Here is a 25,698-nt window from a genome sequence, read left to right on the forward strand (position 1 = left end):
TTTATGCAATAATAATAGCAGACACATAATCTATATCTGGTAATTTACCGTAAAAACCGTGATATTTATTAGATTTGGCTATTATGAATAAAAACCTCAAAAGGCTACTTTTGGCTGCCGTTACGATACCCTTTTTGGGTGCGAGTACGACGTTTGCCCAATCATCTAAAGCACAACACTTAACAGACAATTCGACTTCGCAAAAGGTATCTACCATGCCAGCGATTTTTCCTGCACCTGTATCCATGGAACTTGGAAAAGGGAATATTCTTTTAGGGAAATCGGTCGTGTTGGTCTCTTCATCTACCGTCGATGCTGGAACGAGCGCCTTAGTCGCTCAGATTCTAAAAGGTGCAGGTGTACAATCTGTAAAAACAGCAAAGAAACTTCCTAAAAAACTAGATGCTACGTATATCGTATTGGGTACTCAGCAGGATTCTCAGGTGCTTGATGCATTAAAACAAATTACTTCAACTACTGACACCGCCGCCAGTGGATACACATTGGCAAGTAAGCAAATGGATACCGGAGCGCTTATTACCTTGTTGGGTAAAGATGTGAATGGACTGTACTATGCGGCACAAACATTTCGACAATTAGCGCAACGGGGTTCTATTCCAGCGTTAGTGATCAACGACCATCCAGCATTGCCCATCCGAGGTACAATTGAAGGATTCTATGGCAAACCATGGTCTATGGAGGAGCGAGAAAAGCACATTAACTTTTTAGCGACAGTAAAAGCAAATACATTTATCTACAGCCCAAAAGACGATCCATACGCACGTGATCGCTGGCGCGAGCCATACCCTGCGGCAACATTAAAAGAGCTTGAGAAACTTGCGGCAATATCTAAAAATAATCATATCAATTTTGTTTACGCTATTTCTCCCGGGCCGACGGTTTGTTTTTCTGATCCAAACGATCTACAAGCATTGTTAAACAAATTTGAAGTTCTCCGCGGTTTGGGCATTCACAGTTTCTATGTCGCACTAGATGACATCGAATATAAGGAGTGGAATTGCGAATTGGATTCGATTACTTTCGGACCTTCGGGCGCAGAGGCTGCTGCGCGTGCGCAGGCACATTTGCTGAACGCCGTGCAGGCTGATATCAAAAAGGTAGATCCAACGGCGCCACCTTTAATTATGGTGCCAACAGAATACTACGATGCCAAAGAAACGCCTTACAAAGAGGCGCTACGTAAACATCTAGACTCCACCATTGTGGTGCAGTGGACAGGAACAGATGTGGTACCGCCATCTATCTCCATTTCGGATGCGCGTAATGCAACGAAAGCATTTGGCCGAAAGACATTTTTGTGGGATAACTACCCTGTAAACGATTACGGCGAATCGGCAGGAAGATTATTGCTAGCGCCTTACCTACAGCGTGAAGCGGGATTGTCGCAAGAGCTAACAGGAATTGTATCCAATCCGATGAATCAAGAAGTAGCGAGCCGCGTGGCTGTTACGGGGGTTGTAGCCTTTGCTTGGAATGATAAAGATTACGACGCTGATCGGACGTGGAAGTTTGCCGCACGTGAGCTAGCAGGTTGGAATTCGGAAGTGAGCGAAGCATTGCTGACCTTCTTTGATACACAGCGCCTTGCGCCAACTTTTGGTACGCATCCTTGGCAGCCACAGGCGCCTTACCTCAAGTCTATTCTTGATAAGGTAGTAGATCGTATAGCAAATGGTGATGCGCAAAGTCGGCAACAAGTGATCACGCAGCTGGCAAAGCACGCGGCCTATTTCACTCAAGTACCAGAAATCATTCGCAGCGGGAGCGTAGATCAAGGTTTTATTACCGAAGCGCAGCCGTGGCTAGACGCAATGGTTTTATGGGGTAAAGCACTTTCATCTACTGCTGCCGGATTAGCTGCAGCCAACCAAGCTGATTCATCTGCAAATGGTCATTTTGATCAAGCTAAAAAATATGCTGCCGAAGCGGAGGCTATTCAATCCACACCTGGAGCCACTCGTGTGGAAGGACCTGTGAAGGTTGCTGATGGCGTGTTAGATCATTTTATCACGAAAGCACCTAGCTTAATCGGATTTTAACGGAATATGCCCTTACTTTCGCAAAGTGAAAGTAAGGGCATGTTTTAATAGTAGGGCTTTTTGTAATGTGTATGGCCAAGGAATACGATGTTCCGATATATACTAACCCCTAGTAATGCTTCCTATGCACTATTTCCGATTGCATTTTCTCCTGCCGACCTCAGCTTTTTAGAAACTCGAGCTACAGCTAAGAGTATAATCCCAAAGATGATCCAGTCAATCACGGCACTCGCTACGTAAATACTATCTACTCCAAAATATTTAGGGACGATTAGCATAACCGGGATATAAAACACAACTTGTCGTAAAATACTAATAACAGAAGCTGGTTTGGCATTTTCGATCGCTGGAAACCAGACAATGGCCATAAATACGAAAGGTAAAGCTAATAGTACACTCATGAAAATGCGAAAGTCTGTTAGTTGCGCAATGGAAAAAGACATATGAGGAATCATGATCGATAGCATTCCAGTAGGATACACCATCACAAAAAGCCAAAATGGAAGTAGGATGAGCAAACCAGTAAACGAGAATAATTTGTATGATCGAATGCACCGCTCGTACTGTTTTGCGCCATAATTCATGCCAGATACGGGCTGTAGCGCGCGCATGAGTCCCCAGAGAGGTGTATTCAGTAAGATATAGAATCTATTTACTGCCGTGAAAAAAGTAATGTCCGCCGCATTACCATATTTTGCTAGTGAGTTGAACACTACAATGTTTTGAATAACAATCATGATCATCATTACAAAACCTGGTGTCCCCAGTGTGAGTGTTTCTTTGATGATAGCCATATCAGCTTTTACAGACCAAAATTTTGTTTTAAAAGACGCTTTTCCACCGCCATAATACCAAACACCAAGAAGGGAATAGATAATCATGGAAACATTAGTAGCCCATGCTGCTCCCGCTACGCCCCATCCAAAGGTTTGAATAAAAATTGGCTTGAGAATCACGTCTACCAATAAGCCTACGGCGATCATCCATGCTGCGGTTTTCATGCGACCCTCAGCGCGTACGATCATATTTAGGGCGAGACCGTGTATCCAAAAGAAGCTTCCCAAAATTGTAGCTCTGAAATATTCTACGCCAAGGGTTTGGATCTCGCCGCGTCCGCCCATCATGTGGAGCAGATCTTCCGCAAATAAATAACACGGCAAGGTTATCAACGCAGAACACACAATCGTTAGAAAATTCGCAGTGCCCAGTGCCGTTTGCAACTTATCCCTTTGATCGGCACCAATCCATATACTGATAGCCGATCCCAAACCTGTTCCGATTAGCGAACCAAATCCTTGCGCAAACTGAGCTAAAGGATATGCAACGCCCACAGCCGCTAGCGCTGTGCTACTGATGAGGTGGCCTACGAATATACCATCTAGGAAATTATTCATTCCATATAATACCATGGCTACGACGGCGGGCCAGGCCATTTGCCACATCACCTTTGGCAGTTTGCCTTCCAGTATGAGCTTTTTTTGTTTGTCCATTATGTTTGTTTTACTAGCTATTTAAATGTGATTTCAGATATCGCTGATTGATTGTTAGTTTTCATCACTCTCTTCGTGTCTGGTCGTGGTCGATTTATCTTCCGACTGCCCCGATTTCCAGTATGAGTAAGCATATAACTCTTCTTTTTTCCAGCCCTTTTCTTTTCGTAGGTAATGGCGTATTTCCTTCACTGTAGTAAACTCTGCCGCTACGTAAGCCGAACGCGACCCATCGGGTAGGATTTGTTTTTTCAACGTTTCTGCCAGATCGCTCTGCTGTTGTGGGTGTTCATTGTGCAACCAAATAAATTCAATGTCGGCATTCGTGTGTAAGTATTGTTCGTCTTCTTTGCTATATACTTCGATGATGCAGATCCCTTTTGCTGTCGCAGGCAGATCTTCCAATATGGTTGATAGTACGGGAATTGCAGTAGCATCTCCAACCAGTACGTATTGCTCGGCTTTTATGTACAAATCCGTTTTGCCGGCTCGCATCAATAGGCCGATGATATCATCTTCCTTAGCATTTATCGCCCATTTGGAAGCAGGCCCTTCATCACCGTGTGCTACAAAATCAATCCAGATTTCATTGTTTTCAAGATCGATTCCTCGATGAGTGTACGTGCGCACAGCGGGGCGTATGTCGTCGGGAAGGGGTAGCCATTTTCTGTTTTCGTAGTCGAATTCAGGAAAATGAACTTTTGTTGCGCCTGCTGGTGGAATCATTATTTTATTGTTGACACCAACGGTCGCACTGTTTATTCTAAAAATATCGTCGCTAGTGAAGAATATGCGAATATAGTGCGGCGTGATGTACCGCTTGCGGACTACTTTTACTTCGGTTTGTATAAATTGAAATTCCGTTTTCTCTGTTGTTTTTGTTGTGCTGCCGTGTCTCATATGTATATATTCTAAAGTCTTGCCATCGCAGTGAAACATGATAAAGTCAGTTTTATCTTGGCTCACCTTATTAAAGTTTATTATTAAGAATGGTTCTAAATAATTTGTAGCTTTGTGCAAATTTAAAGAGTTAATAGAACGTGAAGGTGCGTTTAACGGATTAATATATCCGCAAAACGGATAAAGTAAAATTGTTATCGATGAATTTGAGATTATATGATGATCAGCGTAAAATGTTGATTTATGAAATAGAGCATCCCGAAGCTTATTTTATGGATGGCGCCATCAAAGAGAGTTCGGTCGATATGGCGGATCAAATCGGGGGCGGCAGTTTTCATGAAGTGCTATTTGATGGTGTGCATATTGCGTATGGCAGTGCGCGGCTATTGCAATCATTACGATTCGGGTTTGAGAGTGATTATGAAACAGTCGAGATGCATTTTGCTTTAAAAGGAAAGAATACCTCCTTTTCCGACGCTTTTGACCAAAAAATACGGTTTGAGCCACATACCCATAATATCATTTATGCGAATGGTATGAACGGCGAGATGGAGTGGGAGAATAATGAACTACAGATTTTTGAAATTAACCTAGCACCATCATTTTTTAAAAGATTTTTGGTTGATGAGCATCTGGCATTTTCCAACTTTCGGGATGCTATAGAAGGAGGGAGATCAGCTTTGCTTTATCAGCAACATCGACCGATGAATCGGGAGATGTACGACATTATTGAACAGATTATGGGTTGCCAAAGATCGGGTGTTTTTAAACGTATGTTTTTGGAAGCGAAGGTTATTGAGCTATTATTGCTCCAATTAGAACAGTTTTCCGACGATCGATTTGCCAGGTTGAGCCTCAAAAAAAACGATATCGAAAAGATATATGCGGTGCGGGAGTTCATCGTACAGAATTTGGATTCAAACTGTTCTTTGATAGATCTGGCTCATCAAGCGGGTACGAATGACTTTGTCTTGAAAAAAGGATTTAAAGAATTATTTGGCACCACCGTATTTGGCTTTTGGAATGATAAAAAGATGGAGCAAGCAAAAAAACTACTCACCGAACAAGACTTCAATGTCGGTGAGGTATCTACTATTATTGGCTATAAAAACCAGCGTCATTTTTCAACGGCCTTCAAAAAGAAATTTGGAGTATTGCCCAATGAGATGAAGAAAACGTATTATAGTTAGCTGGTCACCTCCTGTATTATAGGCCAAAAAATTCCTTGCATTACTTCTTACCAACTGTATTCTTAAAGATCTGACCATCTTTCATAATCAGTAGGAAGTTCTTTTCTGGATTAGCGAGCAAAGACAGATCTTTCAGCGGATTGCCGTTTACTAGTAGCAGATCGGCCAAAGCCTGTTCTTCTATCACGCCCAACTTGCCTGGATACGGACTACGTAAGCCAGATAATTGCAATAGCTCCGCATTATCCTGTGTGATCATTTTTAAGATTTCTGCGTTGGTAAACCACTTTTGTAAGCGTAAGATATAGCTGTTTTGATCGTCATTCAATTCTGGTTCGAATAGGAAATCTGTTCCCCATGCCAACTTCACACCTAGCTTTTTGGCCAAGGGCCATACTTTTTCCTGTCCTTCCAATACCGGTTTGCGTTTTGCTTTGCGCTGGGCATCCATATTATCGTTGTTGTCCATGAGGTTTTGTAGGCTAAGCCAGATGCCTTTATCTGCTAATAATTGCAAAGTTTCTTCGTCGAGCATTTGCCCATGTTCTATCGATTTGACACCAGCTTCCACTGCGCGTTGTACTGCTCTTGGCGTGTAAGCATGCACCATTACATACGTTCCCCAATCTTCGGCAGCCTCTATAGCAGCTTTCATCTCATCAAAGGTATATTGCGTGACATCAATGGGATCATACGCCGAAGAAGTGCCACCGCCCGCCATCAACTTGATCTGGCTAGCGCCAAAGCGTAAGTTTTCGCGTACTGCGGTTAATACTTCAGGTCGACCATCTGCAATAAATGTCGCTCCATAACGCTCTGCTCGTGACACCACGCCAAAGAATTTGCGTGAACGCTCGTCCGGAGTTCTAAAATCACCATGGCCAGCCGTTTGGCTGATTGTTGCGCCAGAAGGCCACACGCGCGGACCAACCAATTGGCCTTTATCAATTGCCGCCTTCAGCGGAAAAATAGGACCGCCGGCATCACGGACACTGGTAAAACCGCGCAACAACATGTCACCCGCTGATTTCCCCACCCGTTGAACCAAAAATTCCTCCGACATGTCGCTGGTGACCATTTGTGGCAGCGTTAATGCGCCAAATACCAAGTGTACATGCACATCAATCAGCCCCGGCATTAAGGTTTTCCCTTTGCCATCGATCTTGACCACATCCTGATCTTGAATAGCTATGGGAGAGGAGCTGATCTTCTCTATGGTACTGCCCGAGATCAACACATGCATGGGAGCTGTAAAGTCTGCTGCTTGATGATCAAGTAAGCGGACATTCTGTAATAGCACCTGTTTGGTTTGTGCTGTAGCTGCATATAGATTGGCCAAAAGTAATGCCGACGCAATAAGATATTTCATAAACAAGGGGTTAATCCTAAAAATACAAGAAACGCTAACAAAAGCTTCCGTTAATTTTCTTTAGGTACCAAGATATGTCTTTTTGTGTTAAAGTTTGTTATATATATGGATTCTTGTTTATACAAATTGTCAATTTTCATATATTCGTCAATATTAATATGCAATTTTTCAATGAAGGATGTTTGTCATTTGTTAAAGTCGAATATTGGAATAAAGCCTCTCAAAATCATTCTACTGCCTTATAAAACTTAAAAAGAGTATGCTACGAGACATTAAAAAACACCTGTCTTTTGTCTTATTTTTCACCGTGATGTCTCAGTTACTTTACGGTCAAGATACTGTTTCAGTGAAAATAAAGTTGGTTAATGTAGATAGAGATAAATTAATGATCCATTATAATGATGGCATAATGCTGGATTTTATTGAAGATCAAGCTATAGATTCCATTATCACTTTGACTAAGCCGAACAATACCATATTCCCAAGGCTAGATATTGGCTACGCGGGAACGGAGTTCTATGTTAAATACTCTGTTAATAATGCTATATCAAGCTTAACCATATATGGTAATGATAGCGAATCTACTATTCGTATTGGCGATATCTTCAATCTTACCTCGCTCTTAGATACGGCTTCCAATGAAATATATCGGAATCTACAAAACGGACAAATGGCGGAATCTAAACTTTTAGGTGAGCTTTATCCTAAATATAATAACGGAGGAAGAGATAACGATTCTATAAAAAATGAGTTCTCTCATATAGTAAAGCAGATGAATCGCAAATCTATCGATTTCCTACGCCCTTATTCGCATAATTTTTTTTCATTCTTTTATTTTTCGGATCAGATCATGGGATTGTCAGATCTGATAGAAGTTGATGCACAGTATTACGGCGAGCTTCTTACATATTTCGAATCGACTTTTCCAAACGAATTTAAAGAAACACTTGAAGGGCAGAAGATAGCAACGATATTAGGGCAGAAAGCTTCAGGTTATAAGCTAGGGGAAAATCAGTTTTTTCCAGATCTTGATATAAAAGATATTCATGGAAATGCCATTCCTCTTAATGATTTTAATGAAGATTTTCTTTTGATTGATTTTTGGGCCAGCTGGTGTGGGCCATGTTTACGACAACTGCCACAGGTTAAAGTACTACGGGGTGAGTTTTCTGAAGATCACTTAAAAATCTTGAGTATTTCGATCGATAGAGATTCATTGGCATTTACAAATGCGCGATTAAAGCATGATATGAATTGGGCGCATGTCTTAGATAAAGGTGATATGTTTGGTTCTAGATTAGGTGTTGGAAGTATTCCAACCGTTGTAATTTTGGATCGCAATCGTCAAATCGTATACTATCATAATGGCGGTATGCTTGATTTAGATAGAATACGCACCATTCTTCGTGCTAAAGATGTAGCATTTAATGCACAAGTAGAATGACCTAAAACTTTTCGAATATTGTTATACTTAAATTGTAACCCGATGATTTTTTCGCAACGCGTCGTATTTCTTTTTAAACTCCGATGGTTTCATGCCAAAAACTTTGGAGAACTGCGTACGGAAATATTTAATGTCATTAAATCCTGCAGCAAAGGCTGCTTCACTCACGTTAGAATCGGTCTCAATCAGGATTTGAGCTACTTTCCGAAGTCGCACAAATCGGATAAACTCATTAGCAGATTTACCAGAAATAGCCTTAATCCGCTTGTAGAAATTGGAATGGCTCATGCCGAGTTGCTCGGCTAGTTCTTTCACATTAAAAGATTCTTGATCTAAATTTTCCTCCACAATAGCGATTGATTTCTCCAAGAAGAGTCGGTGTTCTTTCGAGATTTTATGATTGTTTGGCTGCAACGTGATCTCCTCATAGAAATGGCGTTGCATATGGCTGCGGCTCTGAATCAGGTTGTTCACACGCGCGATCAACAATTCACGGTCAAACGGTTTGGTTACGTAATCGTCTGCTTTACCTTCCAATCCTTTGAGCTTGATATCTTGTGAGTTACTCGCAGTAAGCAAGATGATCGGTATATGACTTAATGTAGGGATACTTTTGATATGCTGACAGAGGTCAATGCCTGATAAACCGCCCATTACTACATCGCTGATGATGATATCTGGAGGTGTTTGCTCAATCAACAGGATACCTGCCTCTGCACAATCTGCTTCCTGAATTTCAAATTCATTTTGAAAGATTTTACGCAAGTACTTTCTGATTTCAGCATTATCATCGACCACTACCATGGTCTTCTTGTCACTCACCAAGTTGTGGTAATCTGTAGTTTCGTCTACTATCTCAATAGTATTATCTGTCTCATTTACAATATTTTCCTGTATGCGAGGAGCCTCTATAGCGTGCGGCGATGATGCAATAAATTCGTCTATACTCGCGCTGTGCTCTACCACATCTTCGAAGATGGTGAATTCGGAAAGATGTGCTTTCCCATTTTGCAATACAATCTCAAACTGGGTGCCGGCAGGAGGATTCGGTTGATGGGTAATGCGACCTTTATGTGCTGAAATGAAGCTTTTGACCAAGTATAAACCTATTCCGAAGCCGCCTTTGTTATTACTATTGCCAATGTAATCTCGTTCAAATACATTGAACACCTGATCTTTGTTTTGTGCTGCGATACCACAACCTGTATCGATCACCTGAATGGCGAAATCGTCCATGCGCCATTGCAAGGCTACGCGAATGCTACCGCCATTAGGCGTGTACTTAAAGGCATTACTAATCAGGTTGAATAGGCAAATTTCTATTTTTTCCCGATCTACCAACAAGGAATGTTGTTCAATATTACTCTCAAAAACGTAATGAATGTGTTGTAAAATTGCTTGCTGCTGAAAGCAGGTAAATACTTCACGCGTCAAACCCACAATATCTGCTTGCACCAAGCGTAGTTGATCCATTCCGCTCTCTGTCTTGCGAAACAACAACAACTTATCCACCAAGTTCAGCAAGCGTTTGGAATTACGGTATACCTGGTGTATGTCTTCTCGATCGATTTGCTGCGCTGGCTCCGTGCTCATTTCTTTGAGTGGATTCACGATCAACGTCAGTGGATTTCTAAATTCATGCGCTATGTGCGTGAAAAATGCAATCTGCTTGTCATGCAACTCTTTCTTTTTCTCGGCATTTACTTTCGCAAGATCGACTTCATATTTTAATCGTGTTTGTTTGCGATCGTATCTCAGATACGTGAAAATGGCCGACCAGAACAAGGCTAAGTAAGCGATATAAGCCCAGTCGCTGCGCCACCATGGCGGTAGTATTTCAATGTCTAACGTTTTCTCCACGCCAGACCACACACCATCAGCATTGGTCGATTTGATTCGTAGCGTGTATTTACCTTCCTTTAGATTGGTGTAATTAGCCGTTTTTACATTATCAACATAGTTCCAATCTTTATCCCAACCTTCTAGAAAGTAAGCATACTCCACCTTAGTCGGGAAGGAGTACTCTAATGATGAAAAGTGTACGTTGAGCACGGCATCATCAAAAGGTATGGTGAGCTTATCGATATGATTGGTCGAACTGTAAACTCGATCGCCCGTGAAAAGATTGGTAGGTTTGTTGTTAACGCTCAATGCCGTGAGCACCATTTTCGAATCGCGTTGAAGGGATTTCAGTTGGCCCGGTTGAAATAGATTGAATCCATGAATCCCACCAAACGCCAAACTTCCATCTTTCAATTTGATGGCCGCATTGTAATTGAATTGGTTGCTCTGCAAACCATCTGAATCGTAATAATTTTTGAATGTTTGGATGCTCGGATCAAAATTAGACAGTCCGTTGTAGGTAGATAGCCAAAGTGTGCCGGCATCATCAGGCAAAATATTTAAGATGGTATTGCTAGGAAGGCCATCTTTTTCAGAGTATCGCTTTACTTTACTGGTTGATTTTTCGTAACGAAGTAAACCTCCGCCTTCTGTAGCGAGCCATATGTAGCCATCCTGGTTCGTGTAAATATCGCGCACTGGAAAATCGGTGTTGATGATTTTTTGTTCGCCAGTTTGGAAGTTGCGCATCGTCAAGGTCGACCAGCTACCAAACCACATGAGGTCTGCAGATTCTTCATATATACTGAGTACGTCAATGATATCTTTTGATTTTTCTTCGAATTGATCCGTATTCCGGTTATAGCAGAATATTCCACCACCGTGTAATGCACTTGCCCAAATCCGTTTTTTACTATCTTCAAATAATTTCCATGTGGCCGAAAACAAGCGGTTGTTTTCATTGGAAACGCAAGCATATTGCTTGAACACGCCAGTCTTTGGATCTAATCTATTAATTCCGCCACCATACGTAGAAGCCCATACAAAGCCCTTTTCATCGTGCAAGATACTCGTCACGAAATTATTATTGAGTTGTCCAGAACTACCCTTATCATCTGCAGCATAATGCGTGAAAGATTGCTGCTTATGATTCCATAGCATCATGCCGGCACCATCTGTTCCGATCCACAGGTCGTTATTATTTCCGTTCGCAAAAGAGAGGATAAAATTCTTCGGATTTTGTCGGTCAATAGCAGATCCAGGTTGTATCACGTGGAATCGAGACAATCTATTGTCCACCACATGTACACCACTTCGCAATGTTCCTATCCAGTTTCGCTGCATATGATCCACGTACATGCTGTACACCGTCATACGCTTCATCCAGCTGGTACTTGCTTGATACTGTTCAAATCGGTTCGTCCTTTTGTCGAACTCAACAATTCCCTTGCCTTCAGAGCCTATGTATACTTTTTCGTATTTAGCATAGAGCGTGGTAATTTCGAATGGGGCCAGTTTAGCATCTATCGGATACGTGCTGTATGATTTTTTATGCAAGTCGAATTCATACAATACCTGCTTATTGTCATTAGATGCGACCCAGATAGATTGTCCGTTTTCATCGACTCGTATAGCGACACTATTTTTGGTGCGATCATCGATTACCTCCAAGGCATTACTTTGAGGATCAAGCCGGCAGAGTCCATGGTTGTGAATAAAAACCCATATCTCATTTTTATTGGTGGTCACCACACCTTGTGCATTATAATCAAAGATTTTTGTCCCATCGTACCGCTGCAAAGGAATGCGAGAGGCAAGTGGATGTTCGGTATCCGTATTCACGTACAACAAACCATAGAGAGTCGTGGCGGCGTACAGTCCCCGTGATGTATTGTATGCTAACTGATTGACACTGGCTGATATGGGGTTTTGATCCTGTCGGAATGGAAGATAATCTTTCCAACGTACGCGTTGAAAATGAGTATAATCTGCGTCTAACTTGGCGAATCCCGATTTACTCGCTACCCAAATCCGGCCTTTATCATCTTGAGAAATATCGGTTATTCTATTATCGGGCAGTGAAAGACCATCTTCAGGTTGATTTTTAAACACCATGAATTGATAGCCGTCAAAGCGATTTAGGCCATCGAAAGTACCAAACCACATAAAACCATCCTGATCTTCGAATATGGAGGTGACATTATTGTTGGATAATCCTTGTTCAATACCTACGTAGCGAATCCGTGGATTGTTTTCAGATTTTGCAGGCAATATAGCTGTCGCAAATAATAATAGGATTATCAACGTTTTCATTAGGTGGCTAGTCTTTCAGGCAAGTAGTTACACAATGCTACTTGCCAATAAATATAAATTTAATAAAGGCTTAAAGCAAATTTAACGTAAATAAAAGCGATGTGTTCATTGTTACAATCACAAATTTGTGACGATCAAAAGGCCATTATTCGCATTATACACCCTTGTTTTGGTGAATATGCCCCTCTCTTCCAATTTAGGAGCGCATACATTTGCTACATACTAACCATCATATAATATCTATGAAAAGAAGCTCCATATTAGCTTGCTTTATTTTTCAATGTATGTCCATCTGTTATGCTCAAGATCAAAACTACCAGTTAGTGTGGTCTGATGAATTTGAAAAGACAGGTGCCGTCGATGTACAGCATTGGAATTTCGAAAAAGGTTTTCAACGTAATCATGAAGATCAATGGTATCAAGAAGAAAATGCGACTATTAAAAACGGTGTATTGGTGATCGAAGCCAGAAAAGAAACCAAGGCTAACCCAACTTATGAAGTTGGAAGTGATCATTGGGCAAAATCTCGCAAAAATGTCGAGTACACCTCATCCTCCATAAATACCTCCGGCAAGCAATCATGGAAATACGGGCGATTTGAAATGCGAGCCAAAATTCCTGTTGGGCAGGGCATCTGGCCGGCATTTTGGACTTTAGGAGTCGATCGAGAATGGCCTTCCAATGGCGAGATCGATATCATGGAATATTACCAAGGCAACTTATTAGCAAACATCGCCGTCGGCACGAATCGCCGTTGGCAAGCAGAATGGCATAATGGTAAAAAAGCCGTTGCCGAATTAGGCGGAGCCAAATGGGCACAGGAATTTCATGTGTGGCGGATGGATTGGGATGAAGAAGAGATCGCTTTGTACGTAGATGATATGCTGTTGAACAAGGTGCCGCAAAGCAAGTTGGCCAACAAAGATGGTTCTGGTTTTTATCCTTTCAAACAACCGCATTATATGCTGTTGAATCTCGCTTTAGGTGGTGATAATGGTGGTGAAATTGACGAATCGCTCTTGCCTGCACGATATGAAATTGATTATGTGCGTGTGTATCAGAAGCCTAGTCAGCGGCCTAAGCAAGTCGATACGCGCACGGCATTTCAACCAGGCGAATTGTGGTTAGACCAGAATGGCGAGCATATCAATGCACATGGTGGTGGCGTGTTGTATCATAATGGTACGTACTATTGGTACGGCGAAAAGCGCGGTGGCAAAGAATCTCAAGGCGTTACCGTGTACTCGTCGAAAGATTTATATAGCTGGAAAGCAGAAGGTTTGGCTCTCAAGACATCAACGGATACTAGCAGTCCGATCACGCAAGGCAGTATCATTGAGCGACCAAAAGTGATCTATAATGAAAAGACGAAAAAGTTCGTCATGTACTTTCACTTAGAACTCAAAGGCAGAGGATATGAGGCTGCTTACGTCGGTTTAGCGACCAGCGATCATGCTGTTGGGCCTTTTACGTTCCATAAAGCAGGGCGTGTGAATCCAAAAAAATGGCCGCTGAATATGACCAAATCGCAGCGTCAATCTACAGTTTCTGAGAAAGATCATGCAGAATGGTGGACACCAAGCTGGATGGAAGCGATCAAAGACGGCCTTTTTGTACGCCGGGATTTCGAGGGCGGACAAATGGCTCGGGATATGACTTTATTTGTAGATGATGATCAGACCGCCTATCATGTGTATTCTGCTGAAGATAATCTCACTATTCACATTGCCGAATTGACCAAAGATTATCTGGGTTATACAGGCAAATATGTACGCGTAGAACCCGGTGGTCACAATGAAGCTCCTGCTTTATTGAAAAAGGATGGAAAGTACTACATGGTCACTTCTGGTTGTACAGGCTGGGCGCCTAATGCTGCTCGATTGTTAACGGCCGACAAGATGCTAGGCGAGTGGTCACGACACGACAATCCAGCCGTGGGATCTGGTGCAGATCGCACTTTCGAATCCCAAAGTACACACATCCTTCCAGTGCATGGCAAAAAGGATACATTCATCTTTATGGCCGACCGATGGAACCCTAAAAACCTGAAAGATAGCCGATATATTTGGTTGCCTATCGAATTTAGTAATGATGGATTACTGTTCTTCCAATGGCAGGATAGTTGGAAATACTAAGCAAGTAGACATTTACGTAAAAAGGCGTTCTATTTCGTTTAAAAACAAATTTAAAACGAATTCACCCCTTGTCAAAGATGAAAATGCCCACGTTGTGGGCATTTTTTTTTAAGAAATTTGTCCCTTAACTAATCGATCCAAGCCAGTGCACACGACAGTGTGGACCATAATGAACCTAACAACATCGGCTACCAATCGATAAGAGAAATATAAATCTTAATTACCAAAAAGAATGAGAAAAAATCGTTACCTCATTAAGAGCGTCGCTTTGATGTTTTTAATGATCGCAGTGGCACTCCACTCCGCTTACGCCCAAAGTCGGCAAGTAAGAGGAAAGGTCACCGCTGAAGGACAACCGCTTGCAGGTGTTTCTGTGCAAGTGCAAGGTACGCAGCAGGGGACTGCTACCAATGAACAAGGAGAATTTAGCATCGCGGTAAAACCGACGGACGCTTTGATCATTACCGCGATGGGATACCAGCGCCAAACGATCAATCTAGCCGACCAAAATGCCAGTGCCAATGGAGAATACACACTCAATGTAGAGATGTTGACTTCCGGAGGCGATGCGCTAGAAGAAGTGGTGGTAGTAGGTTTCGGAACGCAAAAGAAAACCAACTTAACGGGTTCCGTAGCTATTGTTGATTCTAAGCAATTAGAGAATAGACCAGTTCAAAATGCCGTACAAGCATTGCAAGGTTTAGCGCCAGGACTCAATATATCTCAAAACAGTGGTTCTATGGAAGCTGGTGCTTCGATCAACGTACGTGGATTGGGTACTATCGGTAGTTCATCTTCGTCGCCATTAGTATTGATCGATGGTTCAGAGGGATCACTTACGGCTTTGAATCCGCAAGATATCGAGAGTATTTCGGTACTGAAAGATGCAGGTGCATCTTCTATCTATGGATCGAGAGCGGCGTTTGGGGTAATTTTGGTAACGACCAAATCGGGAAAAGCCGGTAAAACAGTTGTTAATTACAATAATAACTTCCGTACCAACAGGCCAACTACCATGCCTTCTATGATGGATTCGTATACGTTTGCACAATACTTCAACCGTGCGGCGGTTAACGGAAATAGCGGATTGGTTTTTAGTGAAGCGCACTTACAACGTATTTTAGATTATCAAAACGGAACAATTACAGGTTCTACGATTGTAGATCCCAATAATTCAAATCGCTGGGGTGAGGGCTACGCCTATGGTAATGATAATGTAGATTGGTTTGATGTGATGTACAAAGATCGTGCATTCGCGCAGGAACACAACCTAAGCTTGAATGGCGGCTCGGAAAAAACAACCTTCTACCTTTCTGGTAACGCGATGAAACAAGGTGGTATGATGGCTTTCAATACTGATCACTACGATCGCTACGCGGTATCTGCCAAGATCAACTCCCAAGTTTCTGACTATTTCACGGTAGGATACAATGCGCGTTTGGTGCGTGAAGACTATCAGCGTCCAGCTAATCTTACGAATGCATTTTACGACGATTTGGGTCGTCAAGGTTGGCCAACTTTGCCACTATATGATCCAAACGGAAACCTTTACAGTTCACCTTCTCCCGCTTTGGGCATGCGTGATGGTGGTCATGATAAATCGACTAAAGATTTCATCTTTCAACAGTTGCAATTGACCTTGGAGCCTATTGCAGGATGGAAAACAGTAGGACAGATCAATTATCGCACATCTACGGAATTCAGACACTGGAACTCCCAGCAATTGTATAACTACGATGTCAATAATGAGCCTTATTTGTACAAGCAATCGTCTAACGTATATGAATACGGATGGAAAGAAAACTACTATAATGCCAATGCCTATTCAGAATACGACAAATATCTCGGGAATCACCATATCAAAGGGATGGTTGGTTTTCAGGCAGAGTGGACTGGTAATCGTAGTTTAGGTGCACAACGAAATGGTATCATCGTGCCAAACCAGCCGGTGTTGAATTTGACAACAGGTACAGATCCTAATGGAGAATTGATCGTGCCAGTTGTTTCTGGAGCCTACCAAAACTGGGCTACAGCAGGTTTCTTCGGTCGTTTGAATTACGATTATCAAGAAAAGTATCTTTTTGAAGGTAACTTACGCTATGATGCTTCTTCTCGTTTCCGTCAAGGAACACGTTGGGGTTGGTTCCCGTCAGTATCTGCCGGATGGAATATTTCCAAAGAATCTTTCTTCGAGAACTGGACATCTACGGTGAATATGTTGAAATTCCGTGCTTCTTACGGAGAGCTGGGTAACCAAAGTACGAATGACTGGTATCCTACTTACGTGGTAATGCCGATTGGCGTGACCAATGGCGGCTGGTTGCTAAATGGCACCGCACCGAATACAGCGAGCGCACCAGGATTAGTAAGTTCATTCCTCACTTGGGAATCGATCAATACAGCCAATATCGGGGTTGACTTTGCCTTATTGAGCAACCGCTTGAACGGATCATTCGAGGTGTTTTCACGTAAAACATTGAATATGGTGGCTGATGCACCTACGCTTCCTGCGACATTGGGAACTGGCGTACCGCAAAGCAACAATACCGATTTGAAAACGACTGGTTTCGAGGCGACTATTGGGTATAATGACCGTACGGTTGGTGGCTTTGGCTATGGCGCGAAATTCTTACTTTCCGATTATCAAACTACCGTAACTCGTTTCAATAATGAGGCTGGACAATTAGATCGTTACCGTCCGGGGCAAAAATTGGGTGAAATCTGGGGTTACGAAACTATTGGCATTGCCAAAACACAAGAGGAGATGGATGCGCACTTGGCAACCTTGCCAAATGGTGGACAGAGCCGCTTAGGTCAGCAATGGGGTGCTGGAGACATCATGTACAAAGATTTGAATGGCGATGGCGTGATTGACTGGGGTGATGACACCGAAGGCAATCCTGGTGATAAGCGAGTGATTGGTAACAATACACCACGTTACAGCTTTGGTTTGAACCTGAATGCAGATTACAAAAACTTTGATTTAAGCTTGTTCTTCCAAGGTGTTGGGAAAAGAGACATTTGGCAAGGAGGTTATTACTTCTGGGGAGCCGTATCTAATCAATGGTGGTCTACAGGATTGACCGCACACGAAGATTACTTTAGACCAGAAGGCGATCCACTAGGATCTAATCTAGATGCTTACTATGCAAGACCAGCATTTAATACGAGTAGAAATCAGCAAGTTCAAACCCGTTATTTACAGGATGCCTCATACATCCGTTTAAAAAATATCATGTTGGGCTATACGCTACCAGCTGGTACTTTAGACCGTTTGGGTATTGCTAAGATGCGTGTGTATATATCAGGTGAAAATGTATGGACTTCTTCAAAAGTCTCATCCGTATTCGACCCAGAAACGATCGATGGAGGTTCAAACGGAACAGTGTATCCATTGAACAAAGTATGGTCAGCTGGTCTTAGTCTTACGTTTTAATTAGGAAAATGATGAAATTAAATAGTCAATTTTTTACAAAATATATGCTCCTTATCGGAGCGGTTGCGGGCCTGAGTTCCTGTGAGAAGTTCTTAGATATCGAACCACCATCTCAGATCATTCCAGAGAACTATTTGGAAGAGGAAAGTCAATTGGCGGCTTACACGATTGCGCGTTATACCGAATTGCTGCCATCACATGGCAACTGGTCGTACGGTACATTCGGTAACGATGGTGGTACGGATAATATGGTGACGCCTTCGGTGAACAATCGTTATGTTCCTGGTCAACAGCGTGTTGCTGCTAATGGCGGTGAATGGAGCTTCACGTCCATATTTCAAGCGAACTATTACTTGAATACGGTTGTGCCTAAGTGGAAAGCGGGAACTATTTTTGGTTCGTCCGAAAATGTAGCTCACTACGTAGGTGAAGGTTATTTCTTGCGTGCGATGGCGTACTTTCAGAAATTGCAAACATTAGGCGATTTCCCGATTATGAAAACAACCATGAATGATAGCGATCCAGCTCTTTTGATCGAGGCGAGTCGCCGTTCTCCACGCAATGAGGTAGCACGTTTTATCTTGTCAGATCTGGATTCTGCGATTATGTTGCTTAAAGTGCAAGCACCAGGTGGTCGTAAACAACGTATTGCTAAGCATGCTGCATTGTTGCTTAAATCTAGAGTTGCTTTATACGAAGGTACTTGGTTGAAATATTTTAAAGGTACGGCGTATGTGCCGAATGGTCCAGAATGGCCAGGAGCGACTAAGGAATTCACCAGCAATTATCAATATTCTTCTGGTGGTATTGATCAGGAAATCGACTTTTTCTTGACCGAAGCCATGTCTAGCGCTCAAGTTGTAGCAGACGAAGTCGCTTTAGTAGAAAACACGGGTATTATTGAATCTCCAGCAAATGAGAACCCTTACTTCAACATGTTCTCTGCGGTGAATATGTCGACTTATAGCGAGGTCTTGCTTTGGAGAGAATACAGCCAAAGTGTAGTAACACACAATGTACCGGTTAATTCACAAACGGGTAACTATGCGGTAGGTACGACTCGCAGTTTGGTAGAAAGTTACTTGATGGCTAATGGTTTGCCAATCTATGCGACAGGTAGCGGATATCAAGGTGATGATTATCTAGCCAATGTGCGTGCTAATCGCGACGGACGCTTGAATTTATTTTTGAAAGAGCCTGCTCAACGGAATATCCTTGTCAATAGAGGTGCTGGTAACGCGGAGGTAGCGGTAGAACCAACTCCTCAGATTCTGGCTACGAACTGGGAACAGAAATATACCACGGGATATGCTTTGCGTAAAGGCCTTTCTTATGATGGTTTGCAAATGAATAATGGACAAGGATTTACGGGTAGTATTACCTTCCGTGCTTCAGAAGCTTATTTGAACTATATCGAAGCTTGTTATGAGAAAAATGGAAGCATCGATGGCAAAGCTCAAGGTTATTGGAGAGCATTGCGTACACGTGCTAAGGTAGATCCTGATTATAGCAAAACGATTGCTGCGACCGAAATGAGCAAAGAAACCCTAGATTGGGGCGCATATTCTGCTGGTAATCTGATTAGCCCGACTTTGTATAATATCCGTCGTGAGCGTCGTAGCGAGTTGATCGCTGAGGGCTTGCGTTGGATGGATTTGAAACGCTGGCGTGCTATGGATCAAATGGCGCAGACGCCATACCATTTCGAAGGTTTCAAATTATGGGGACCAATGAAAGACTGGTATCAAGCAAGCGCTTTGGTGTTTGGTGCATCCAATAGCAATGCGATCGTATCTGATCCAGCGCGTAGTGCCTACTTGCGTCCGTTAGAGATACAAGGAAGTTCATTAGGATACAACGGCGCTCGTTTTACGATGGCACATTACCTAGAACCTATTGCTGCTTTGCACTTTATCCTTACCTCGCCAGATAATTCAGCAGCAACTTCTGTTATTTATCAAAATCCAGGATGGACTACCGCTGGTGGTTCCGCTCCAAACGGATTTTAAAAGATCGTTTTTATAGTTGTTTATTAGCCGTAGATCATAGCAATATGGTCTGCGGTTTTTTTGTGTTTTGCTATGTCATTCTTACGAACAAATCCAAAATGTTGGTCGTGTCATACATTCGTTACCTGATCAGACGCAGTCATTCCGTTTCGGTCAATATGCACCCTGTTTTGGGCAAAAATGTCCCCCTCGGTAGCATCCTTTTGCCATTATCTTAGTGCTATTAACACATACTAGCCGATTTTCAATAGTCGACCGCGTAGCGATATGCAGTCATTTTCGATCGATATGAATAGTAAACTGTATAAGAAACTTGTATTTTTTGCCGTAACTGCGCTGACAGGCGCCAGCTCATTCGCACAATCTAGTGTCACGCTGTCTGGATCTGGCGAAGCCAAAGCTACACTTACGGATGCGCAGCGTAAAGGTATCCCATGGTTGGATGAAACCATTGTCGAAGTCAATCGATTGCCGATGCGCAGTGATTATTTCGTGTATGAAAATCAATCTGCGGCCGACATAGGAGATTGGAAGCAATCGACCAACTACAAAAGTCTCAACGGCGCTTGGAAGTTTAAATGGGTAGAAGCGCCAGCCGATTTGCCCGAAGGTTTTGAAAAGACCAATCACGATGATAGCCAATGGCCGACTTTTCAAGTTCCAGGTAACTGGGAGATGAATGGTTATGGCTTTCCGATGTACACGACCTCCGGTTTTGAGTTTACGTATTTGATCGGTCGTCCCAATCCACCACACGTTCCGATGGATTTTAATCCTACCGCCGTATATCGTCGGGAAGTAGAGATCGGTGATGATTGGGATGGCAAGCAGATTACTTTGCACATTGGCGCTGCCAAATCCAATTTATCCGTATGGGTGAACGGAGAATATGTCGGTTATGGTGAAGATAGCAAGCTGCCGTCCGAATTTGATCTTAGCCCTTTTCTGAAAAAAGGTAAAAATATAATTGCCCTCAAAGTCATGCGTTGGGGCGTCGCCAATTATTTAGAAGATCAGGATATGTGGCGCCTAAGCGGTATTACGCGCGACTGCTATTTGCTAGCGCGTAATAAGGAATACATCTACGATGTGGATATGGTACCTGCGCTCAATAATTCCTACGATCAAGGTGTGCTGCATGCGCAAGTGAAGCTCAACCAAGCGACAGACAAAGGACATCAGGTTGCTTTCGTACTATTACGTGGCAAAGAAGTTATCGGGCAGAAAACCGTTCTGGTAGGTAATACAACGACTGTAAAAGCAGATATTCCGGTGGCGAAGCCCGCTTTGTGGACAGCAGAAACACCAAATCTTTATAAAATAACGTCTACCTTGCTCGATGCACAAGGCAATGTATTGGAGGTTATCCCGACTAAAATCGGATTTAGAAAGATTGAAATCAAAAATGGTCTATTCTTGGTGAATGGACAACCCATCCTGATAAAAGGCGTAAATCGACACGAAACCGATCCAAAGACCGGACAAGTTATCTCTCGAGAATCCATGATCAAGGATATCGAGCTGATGAAGCTATTCAACATCAATTCCGTTAGAAATAGCCACTATCCGAATGCGGAGATGTGGTTGGACTTGTGTGATGAGTACGGTTTGTACGTTATTGATGAGGCTAATATCGAATCGCACGGTATGGGCTACGATCTTTCGTACACCATGGCCAATCGTCCGACTTGGGAAAATGCACACGTTTCTCGTGTGACACGCTTGCAAGAGCGCGATAAAAACCACGCGAGTGTGGTGATCTGGAGCATGGGTAACGAAGCGGGTAATGGGTATAATTTCTACAGAAGTTACGTCGCGATGAAAGCACGCGATACCACCCGTCCGGTGCAATACGAACGTGCGGTAGTCAATTACGGCGAATTGCGTTTCGACTGGAATACCGATCTGAATGTGCCGATGTACGCCAGTCCGGATGCGATGAAAAATTATGTGAAACGCTATCCGAATCCGACCAAACCATTTATACAATGTGAGTATGCCCATGCTATGGGTAACTCATTGGGTAACTTTAAGGATTATTGGGATATCATTCGAGAGAATAAAGGCCATTTTCAAGGTGGTTATATCTGGGACTTCGTCGATCAGACCTTTCAAAAGATCAATGAGAAAGGCGATACTGTATATACCTATGGTGGAGATTATGAACCCAAAGAGGCGATCACCGATTGGAACTTTGCTTCAAAAGGCATCTTTTATGCGAATCGAACGCCATATCCGCATGCTTGGGAAATGAAAAAAGTCTATCAAGATATTCATACCAGCTTGTCAGGCGATGCAGCCGTAAATATTTATAATGAGAAGTTCTTTACCGACTTGAGCAATGTGAAAGCCGAGTTCGAAATCGTTCGCAATGGCAAAAAAGTGTCATCATGGAAAGTTGATCAATTATCTGTTGATCCTCAAAAAACGGTGACTTTGCCTTTCCAATGGGATAAGAAATTGGATGGAGAGACATTCTTAAACGTTACTTACAGACTGAAGCAAGCAGAACCGCTTATTCCGGCTGGTCATATCGTAGCTACGGAGCAATTATCGTTAGGCGGGACGTATCCAGCAATAGCTGCTGTGGTAGGAGAAGGAAAGCTATCAGCACAGCAAGATCAAACAGGCATCGTCGTGAAATCTAAAGATGTAGACATTCGCTTTGATGCGGCAACAGGAGCGATTAGCAAATTCGTTTACAAAGGAGCTGCTTTATTAGAATCAGCAACCGAGTTTAAAGCCAACTTCTGGCGCGCTCCGAATGATAACGATATCGGCGCCAAAATTCCAACCAGATTAGCCGCTTGGAAAGCAGCCACGCAAAAAACGGAACTGAAAGATATGCACTTCCAGCTGAAGGACGATCTAGCTTACGTGACTGTTAAGCAGCAATTGCCATCGGTGTTCGCTACGTTGGAAATGAATTACGTCATTAATGCGGCGGGTGTTATTTCCGTTTCCCAAAAGTTGGCCGTAGATACGGCACAGGAAGTCGGTGTATTACCACGCTTTGGTATGCAATGGATCTTGCCAGCAGGTTTTGAAAATGTCGCATTCTATGGTCGTGGACCACACGAAAACTATATAGACCGCAATTTCAGTGCACATGTAGGACAATACGAGCAAACCGTGGATGAGCAATATTTCCCATACGTGATGCCGAATGAGACGGGTAACAAAACGGATCTGCGCTGGTACAAAGTAACTAATAAGAAAGGTCGCGGATTATTGATCGCAGCAGATAGTACTTTTAGTGCCAGTGCACTGCATTACTATGATGCAGATCTGGATGATGGCGAGAAGCGCATACAGCGCCATGCGGCCGATTTAGTGAAGCGCCCGCAAACGCAATTAAATATCGATTTGAAACAAATGGGAGTAGGTGGTATCAACAGTTGGGGAGCATGGCCGTTGACGCAATACCTGATTCCATATCAAAATTATACCTTTAACTTTCTAATCAAACCATTATAACCTTATTATGGCATTTACCGGAAAACATATTTTCTCTCGAAAAAATCTATTAAAAATAGCGTTGCTAGCAGCAGCATTGCAGGTGCAATCCACTGATTTGTTGGCACAGGATCAAAAGACCTTTACGGTGGATATGAATAAGCCGAAAGGCGAGATTAATCCCAACATGTGGGGCATCTTCTTCGAAGATATCAACATGGGAGCAGATGGCGGAATCTACGCTGAGCTCATCAAAAACCGTTCTTTTGAATTTTTTAGACCCATGATGGGATGGGAAAAGCTGGGTAAAAATACCGAAGCGAGCATGACTATCTTAAATCGGCAGGAAGAAGAGCATCAAGCCAATCCACGCTATCTGCGCGTAGATACGCGGAAAGCAGATACCACACTTGGACTAAAAAATGAAGGTTTCCGTGGTATGGGCATCAAAGAAGGTTTGGCCTATGATTTTTCGGTATTGTACCGTCAAGCCAATGCTGGTATTCGCGTCAAGCTAGAGTTATTAGATTCTACGGGGCAGGTAATTGCGGAAACTGCATTTCAGCCAACCGCAGATGTGCAAAACTGGCAAAGCGCCGAAGCGCGTTTGGTCGCTACTAAGACAGATCCTAAAGGCTCATTCCGTATGTGGTTTGAAGGCAAAGGCGTGATCGATTTAGATATGATCTCCCTATTCCCAGAAGATACGTGGAAAGGACGTAAAAAAGGTTTACGCGCTGATATGGTGCAAGCCTTGGCAGATCTGAAGCCGGGATTTATTCGTTTTCCGGGAGGCTGTATTGTCGAAGGATTTGATCTTTCGCAACGTTTCCAATGGAAGAAAACGGTAGGAGCGATTGAAGATCGTCAGTTGATCATCAACCGTTGGAACACCGAATTTGCGCATCGTTTAACACCGGATTATTTCCAAACATTTGGTTTAGGATTTTACGAGTACTTCTTGATGGCCGAAGATATCGGTGCCGAGCCACTTCCTATCCTAAACTGTGGTATGGCTTGTCAATTCAATACAGGCGAATTAGTGCCATTGGATGAGTTGGATCCGTATATTCAAGATGCCATCGATTTGATCGAATTTGCCAACGGTTCGGTGAACACCACTTGGGGTAAAGTACGCGCAGATATGGGGCATCCAGAACCATTCAACCTCAAATTGTTGGGCGTAGGAAATGAAAACTGGGGTCCTCAATATGTAGAGCGTCTAGCCGTATTTCAAAAAATACTAAAAGAGAAACATCCAGAAGTAGAGATCATCGCGAGTGCAGGGCCATATTCTAGCGGCGAGTACTTTGAGTACTTGGATAAAGAACTCCGTACGATGAATGTAGATATCATCGATGAGCATTTCTACCAAGAACCGAAATGGTTCTTGAATAATGCGAAACGCTACGATAACTACGATCGCCAAGGGCCAAAAATCTTTGCTGGTGAATACGCAGCACATAGTCGCGCGGCAACGCATGCGGAGCAACGTAATAATTGGGAAGCCGCTTTGTCTGAAGCCGCATTTCTAACCGGATTGGAGCGTAATGCAGATGTGGTACAACTGGCTTCTTATGCGCCATTATTTGCGCATGCGGAAGGCTGGCAGTGGAATCCAAACTTGATTTGGGTGGACAATATGAAAGTATATCCTACGCCAAGTTATTACGTGCAAAAAGCCTATTCAAACAACACAGGTACACATATTTTATCGTTGCTTGATCAAGGAGCTGCCGTTGCTGGACAAGATAGCGTCTATGCCTCTGCCGTGTTAGATGAAGAACATCGTAACATTACCTTGAAGCTGGTGAACGTAAGCGGACAGGCGAAACAAATCGCACTTAATCTGAATGGTTCACAAAAGCTAGCTAAAAGCGCACAAGTAGAATTTATCACGGCCAACGATCTAGGTGCATTCAACGCCGTTGGTAAAGAGCTACGCGTCGTTCCGCAGCAAACCACTCTGCCAGTGAATAAGAAAAAGCTGGATTTGCCGATGCAGCCACACGCCTTTTATACCATTAAGATCACCTATTAGGTCTTAGTAATCG

At 42.9% G+C, this 25,698-nt stretch carries 12 protein-coding genes; 8 read left to right on the plus strand and 4 right to left on the minus strand.

Features of this window, described 5'->3' with window-relative positions:
- Positions 1-83: 83 nt before the first annotated feature.
- Positions 84-2,060: a beta-N-acetylhexosaminidase family protein gene (locus tag DC487_RS04940; RefSeq protein ID WP_116774796.1), complete on the plus strand. Its 1,977-nt coding sequence runs from the start codon at positions 84-86 to the stop codon at positions 2,058-2,060.
- Between the two features lie 122 nt (positions 2,061-2,182).
- On the opposite strand, the gene DC487_RS04945 is transcribed toward DC487_RS04940, so the two are convergent.
- Together DC487_RS04945 and DC487_RS04950 are read right to left on the minus strand one after the other, a co-directional pair.
- The gene (locus tag DC487_RS04945) at positions 2,183-3,550 is read right to left on the minus strand and encodes an MATE family efflux transporter (RefSeq protein WP_116774797.1); all 1,368 of its coding nucleotides are present in this window, start codon (positions 3,548-3,550) and stop codon (positions 2,183-2,185) included.
- Positions 3,551-3,604: 54 nt separating this feature from the next.
- Positions 3,605-4,516 carry a siderophore-interacting protein gene (locus DC487_RS04950; protein ID WP_239016321.1) on the minus strand — a complete coding sequence of 304 codons (912 nt, stop codon included), beginning with the start codon at positions 4,514-4,516 and terminating at the stop codon, positions 3,605-3,607.
- Positions 4,517-4,650: 134 nt separating this feature from the next.
- Between DC487_RS04950 and DC487_RS04955 the strand changes: the two genes are divergently transcribed.
- Positions 4,651-5,640 carry a helix-turn-helix transcriptional regulator gene (locus DC487_RS04955; protein WP_116774799.1) on the plus strand — a complete coding sequence of 330 codons (990 nt, stop codon included), beginning with the start codon at positions 4,651-4,653 and terminating at the stop codon, positions 5,638-5,640.
- Positions 5,641-5,680: 40 nt separating this feature from the next.
- On the opposite strand, the gene DC487_RS04960 is transcribed toward DC487_RS04955, so the two are convergent.
- Complete coding sequence (locus DC487_RS04960) at positions 5,681-7,009, minus strand: metal-dependent hydrolase family protein (RefSeq protein WP_116774800.1); 1,329 nt, start codon at positions 7,007-7,009, stop codon at positions 5,681-5,683.
- 259 nt (positions 7,010-7,268) lie between these two features.
- On the opposite strand from DC487_RS04960, the gene DC487_RS04965 reads away from it, so the two are divergent.
- Positions 7,269-8,453 carry a TlpA family protein disulfide reductase gene (locus DC487_RS04965; RefSeq protein WP_116774801.1) on the plus strand — a complete coding sequence of 395 codons (1,185 nt, stop codon included), beginning with the start codon at positions 7,269-7,271 and terminating at the stop codon, positions 8,451-8,453.
- A gap of 27 nt (positions 8,454-8,480) precedes the next feature.
- Here the strand turns inward: DC487_RS04965 and DC487_RS04970 are convergent, their stop codons facing one another.
- Entirely contained in the window at positions 8,481-12,608 is a 4,128-nt protein-coding gene (locus DC487_RS04970; RefSeq protein WP_116774802.1) for a hybrid sensor histidine kinase/response regulator, read from the minus strand.
- A 284-nt stretch (positions 12,609-12,892) separates the two neighbouring features.
- On the opposite strand from DC487_RS04970, the gene DC487_RS04975 reads away from it, so the two are divergent.
- The 5 genes from DC487_RS04975 (at position 12,893) to DC487_RS04995 (ending at position 25,685) form a co-directional block, all read left to right on the plus strand.
- Positions 12,893-14,743, plus strand: a complete 1,851-nt coding sequence (locus DC487_RS04975; protein ID WP_239016322.1) for a family 16 glycosylhydrolase — start codon at positions 12,893-12,895, stop codon at positions 14,741-14,743.
- A 232-nt stretch (positions 14,744-14,975) separates the two neighbouring features.
- Positions 14,976-18,179 (plus strand): SusC/RagA family TonB-linked outer membrane protein, encoded by a 3,204-nt coding sequence (locus DC487_RS04980; RefSeq protein ID WP_116774804.1) that lies wholly within the window; start codon positions 14,976-14,978, stop codon positions 18,177-18,179.
- A gap of 44 nt (positions 18,180-18,223) precedes the next feature.
- Positions 18,224-20,188, plus strand: coding sequence for a RagB/SusD family nutrient uptake outer membrane protein (locus tag DC487_RS04985; RefSeq protein WP_207774307.1), 1,965 nt, complete (start codon positions 18,224-18,226; stop codon positions 20,186-20,188).
- A gap of 288 nt (positions 20,189-20,476) precedes the next feature.
- Positions 20,477-23,665, plus strand: a complete 3,189-nt coding sequence (locus DC487_RS04990) for a glycoside hydrolase family 2 TIM barrel-domain containing protein (protein ID WP_116775046.1) — start codon at positions 20,477-20,479, stop codon at positions 23,663-23,665.
- 7 nt (positions 23,666-23,672) lie between these two features.
- Positions 23,673-25,685 carry an alpha-L-arabinofuranosidase C-terminal domain-containing protein gene (locus DC487_RS04995; protein ID WP_116774806.1) on the plus strand — a complete coding sequence of 671 codons (2,013 nt, stop codon included), beginning with the start codon at positions 23,673-23,675 and terminating at the stop codon, positions 25,683-25,685.
- Positions 25,686-25,698: the final 13 nt, after the last annotated feature.

The sequence above is a fragment of the Sphingobacterium corticibacter genome, from assembly GCF_003076635.1.
Lineage (GTDB): Bacteria > Bacteroidota > Bacteroidia > Sphingobacteriales > Sphingobacteriaceae > Sphingobacterium > Sphingobacterium corticibacter.

What these genes read in the sequence shown, in the direction of transcription:
- DC487_RS04940 (WP_116774796.1), top strand. Translation starts at nt 84, where the DNA reads ATGAATAAAAACCTCAAAAGGCTACTTTTGGCTGCCGTTACGATACCC.
- DC487_RS04945 (WP_116774797.1), bottom strand. Translation starts at nt 3,550, where the DNA reads ATGGACAAACAAAAAAAGCTCATACTGGAAGGCAAACTGCCAAAGGTG.
- DC487_RS04955 (WP_116774799.1), top strand. Translation starts at nt 4,651, where the DNA reads ATGAATTTGAGATTATATGATGATCAGCGTAAAATGTTGATTTATGAA.
- DC487_RS04960 (WP_116774800.1), bottom strand. Translation starts at nt 7,009, where the DNA reads ATGAAATATCTTATTGCGTCGGCATTACTTTTGGCCAATCTATATGCA.
- DC487_RS04965 (WP_116774801.1), top strand. Translation starts at nt 7,269, where the DNA reads ATGCTACGAGACATTAAAAAACACCTGTCTTTTGTCTTATTTTTCACC.
- DC487_RS04970 (WP_116774802.1), bottom strand. Translation starts at nt 12,608, where the DNA reads ATGAAAACGTTGATAATCCTATTATTATTTGCGACAGCTATATTGCCT.
- DC487_RS04975 (WP_239016322.1), top strand. Translation starts at nt 12,893, where the DNA reads ATGTCCATCTGTTATGCTCAAGATCAAAACTACCAGTTAGTGTGGTCT.
- DC487_RS04980 (WP_116774804.1), top strand. Translation starts at nt 14,976, where the DNA reads ATGAGAAAAAATCGTTACCTCATTAAGAGCGTCGCTTTGATGTTTTTA.
- DC487_RS04985 (WP_207774307.1), top strand. Translation starts at nt 18,224, where the DNA reads ATGCTCCTTATCGGAGCGGTTGCGGGCCTGAGTTCCTGTGAGAAGTTC.
- DC487_RS04990 (WP_116775046.1), top strand. Translation starts at nt 20,477, where the DNA reads ATGAATAGTAAACTGTATAAGAAACTTGTATTTTTTGCCGTAACTGCG.
- DC487_RS04995 (WP_116774806.1), top strand. Translation starts at nt 23,673, where the DNA reads ATGGCATTTACCGGAAAACATATTTTCTCTCGAAAAAATCTATTAAAA.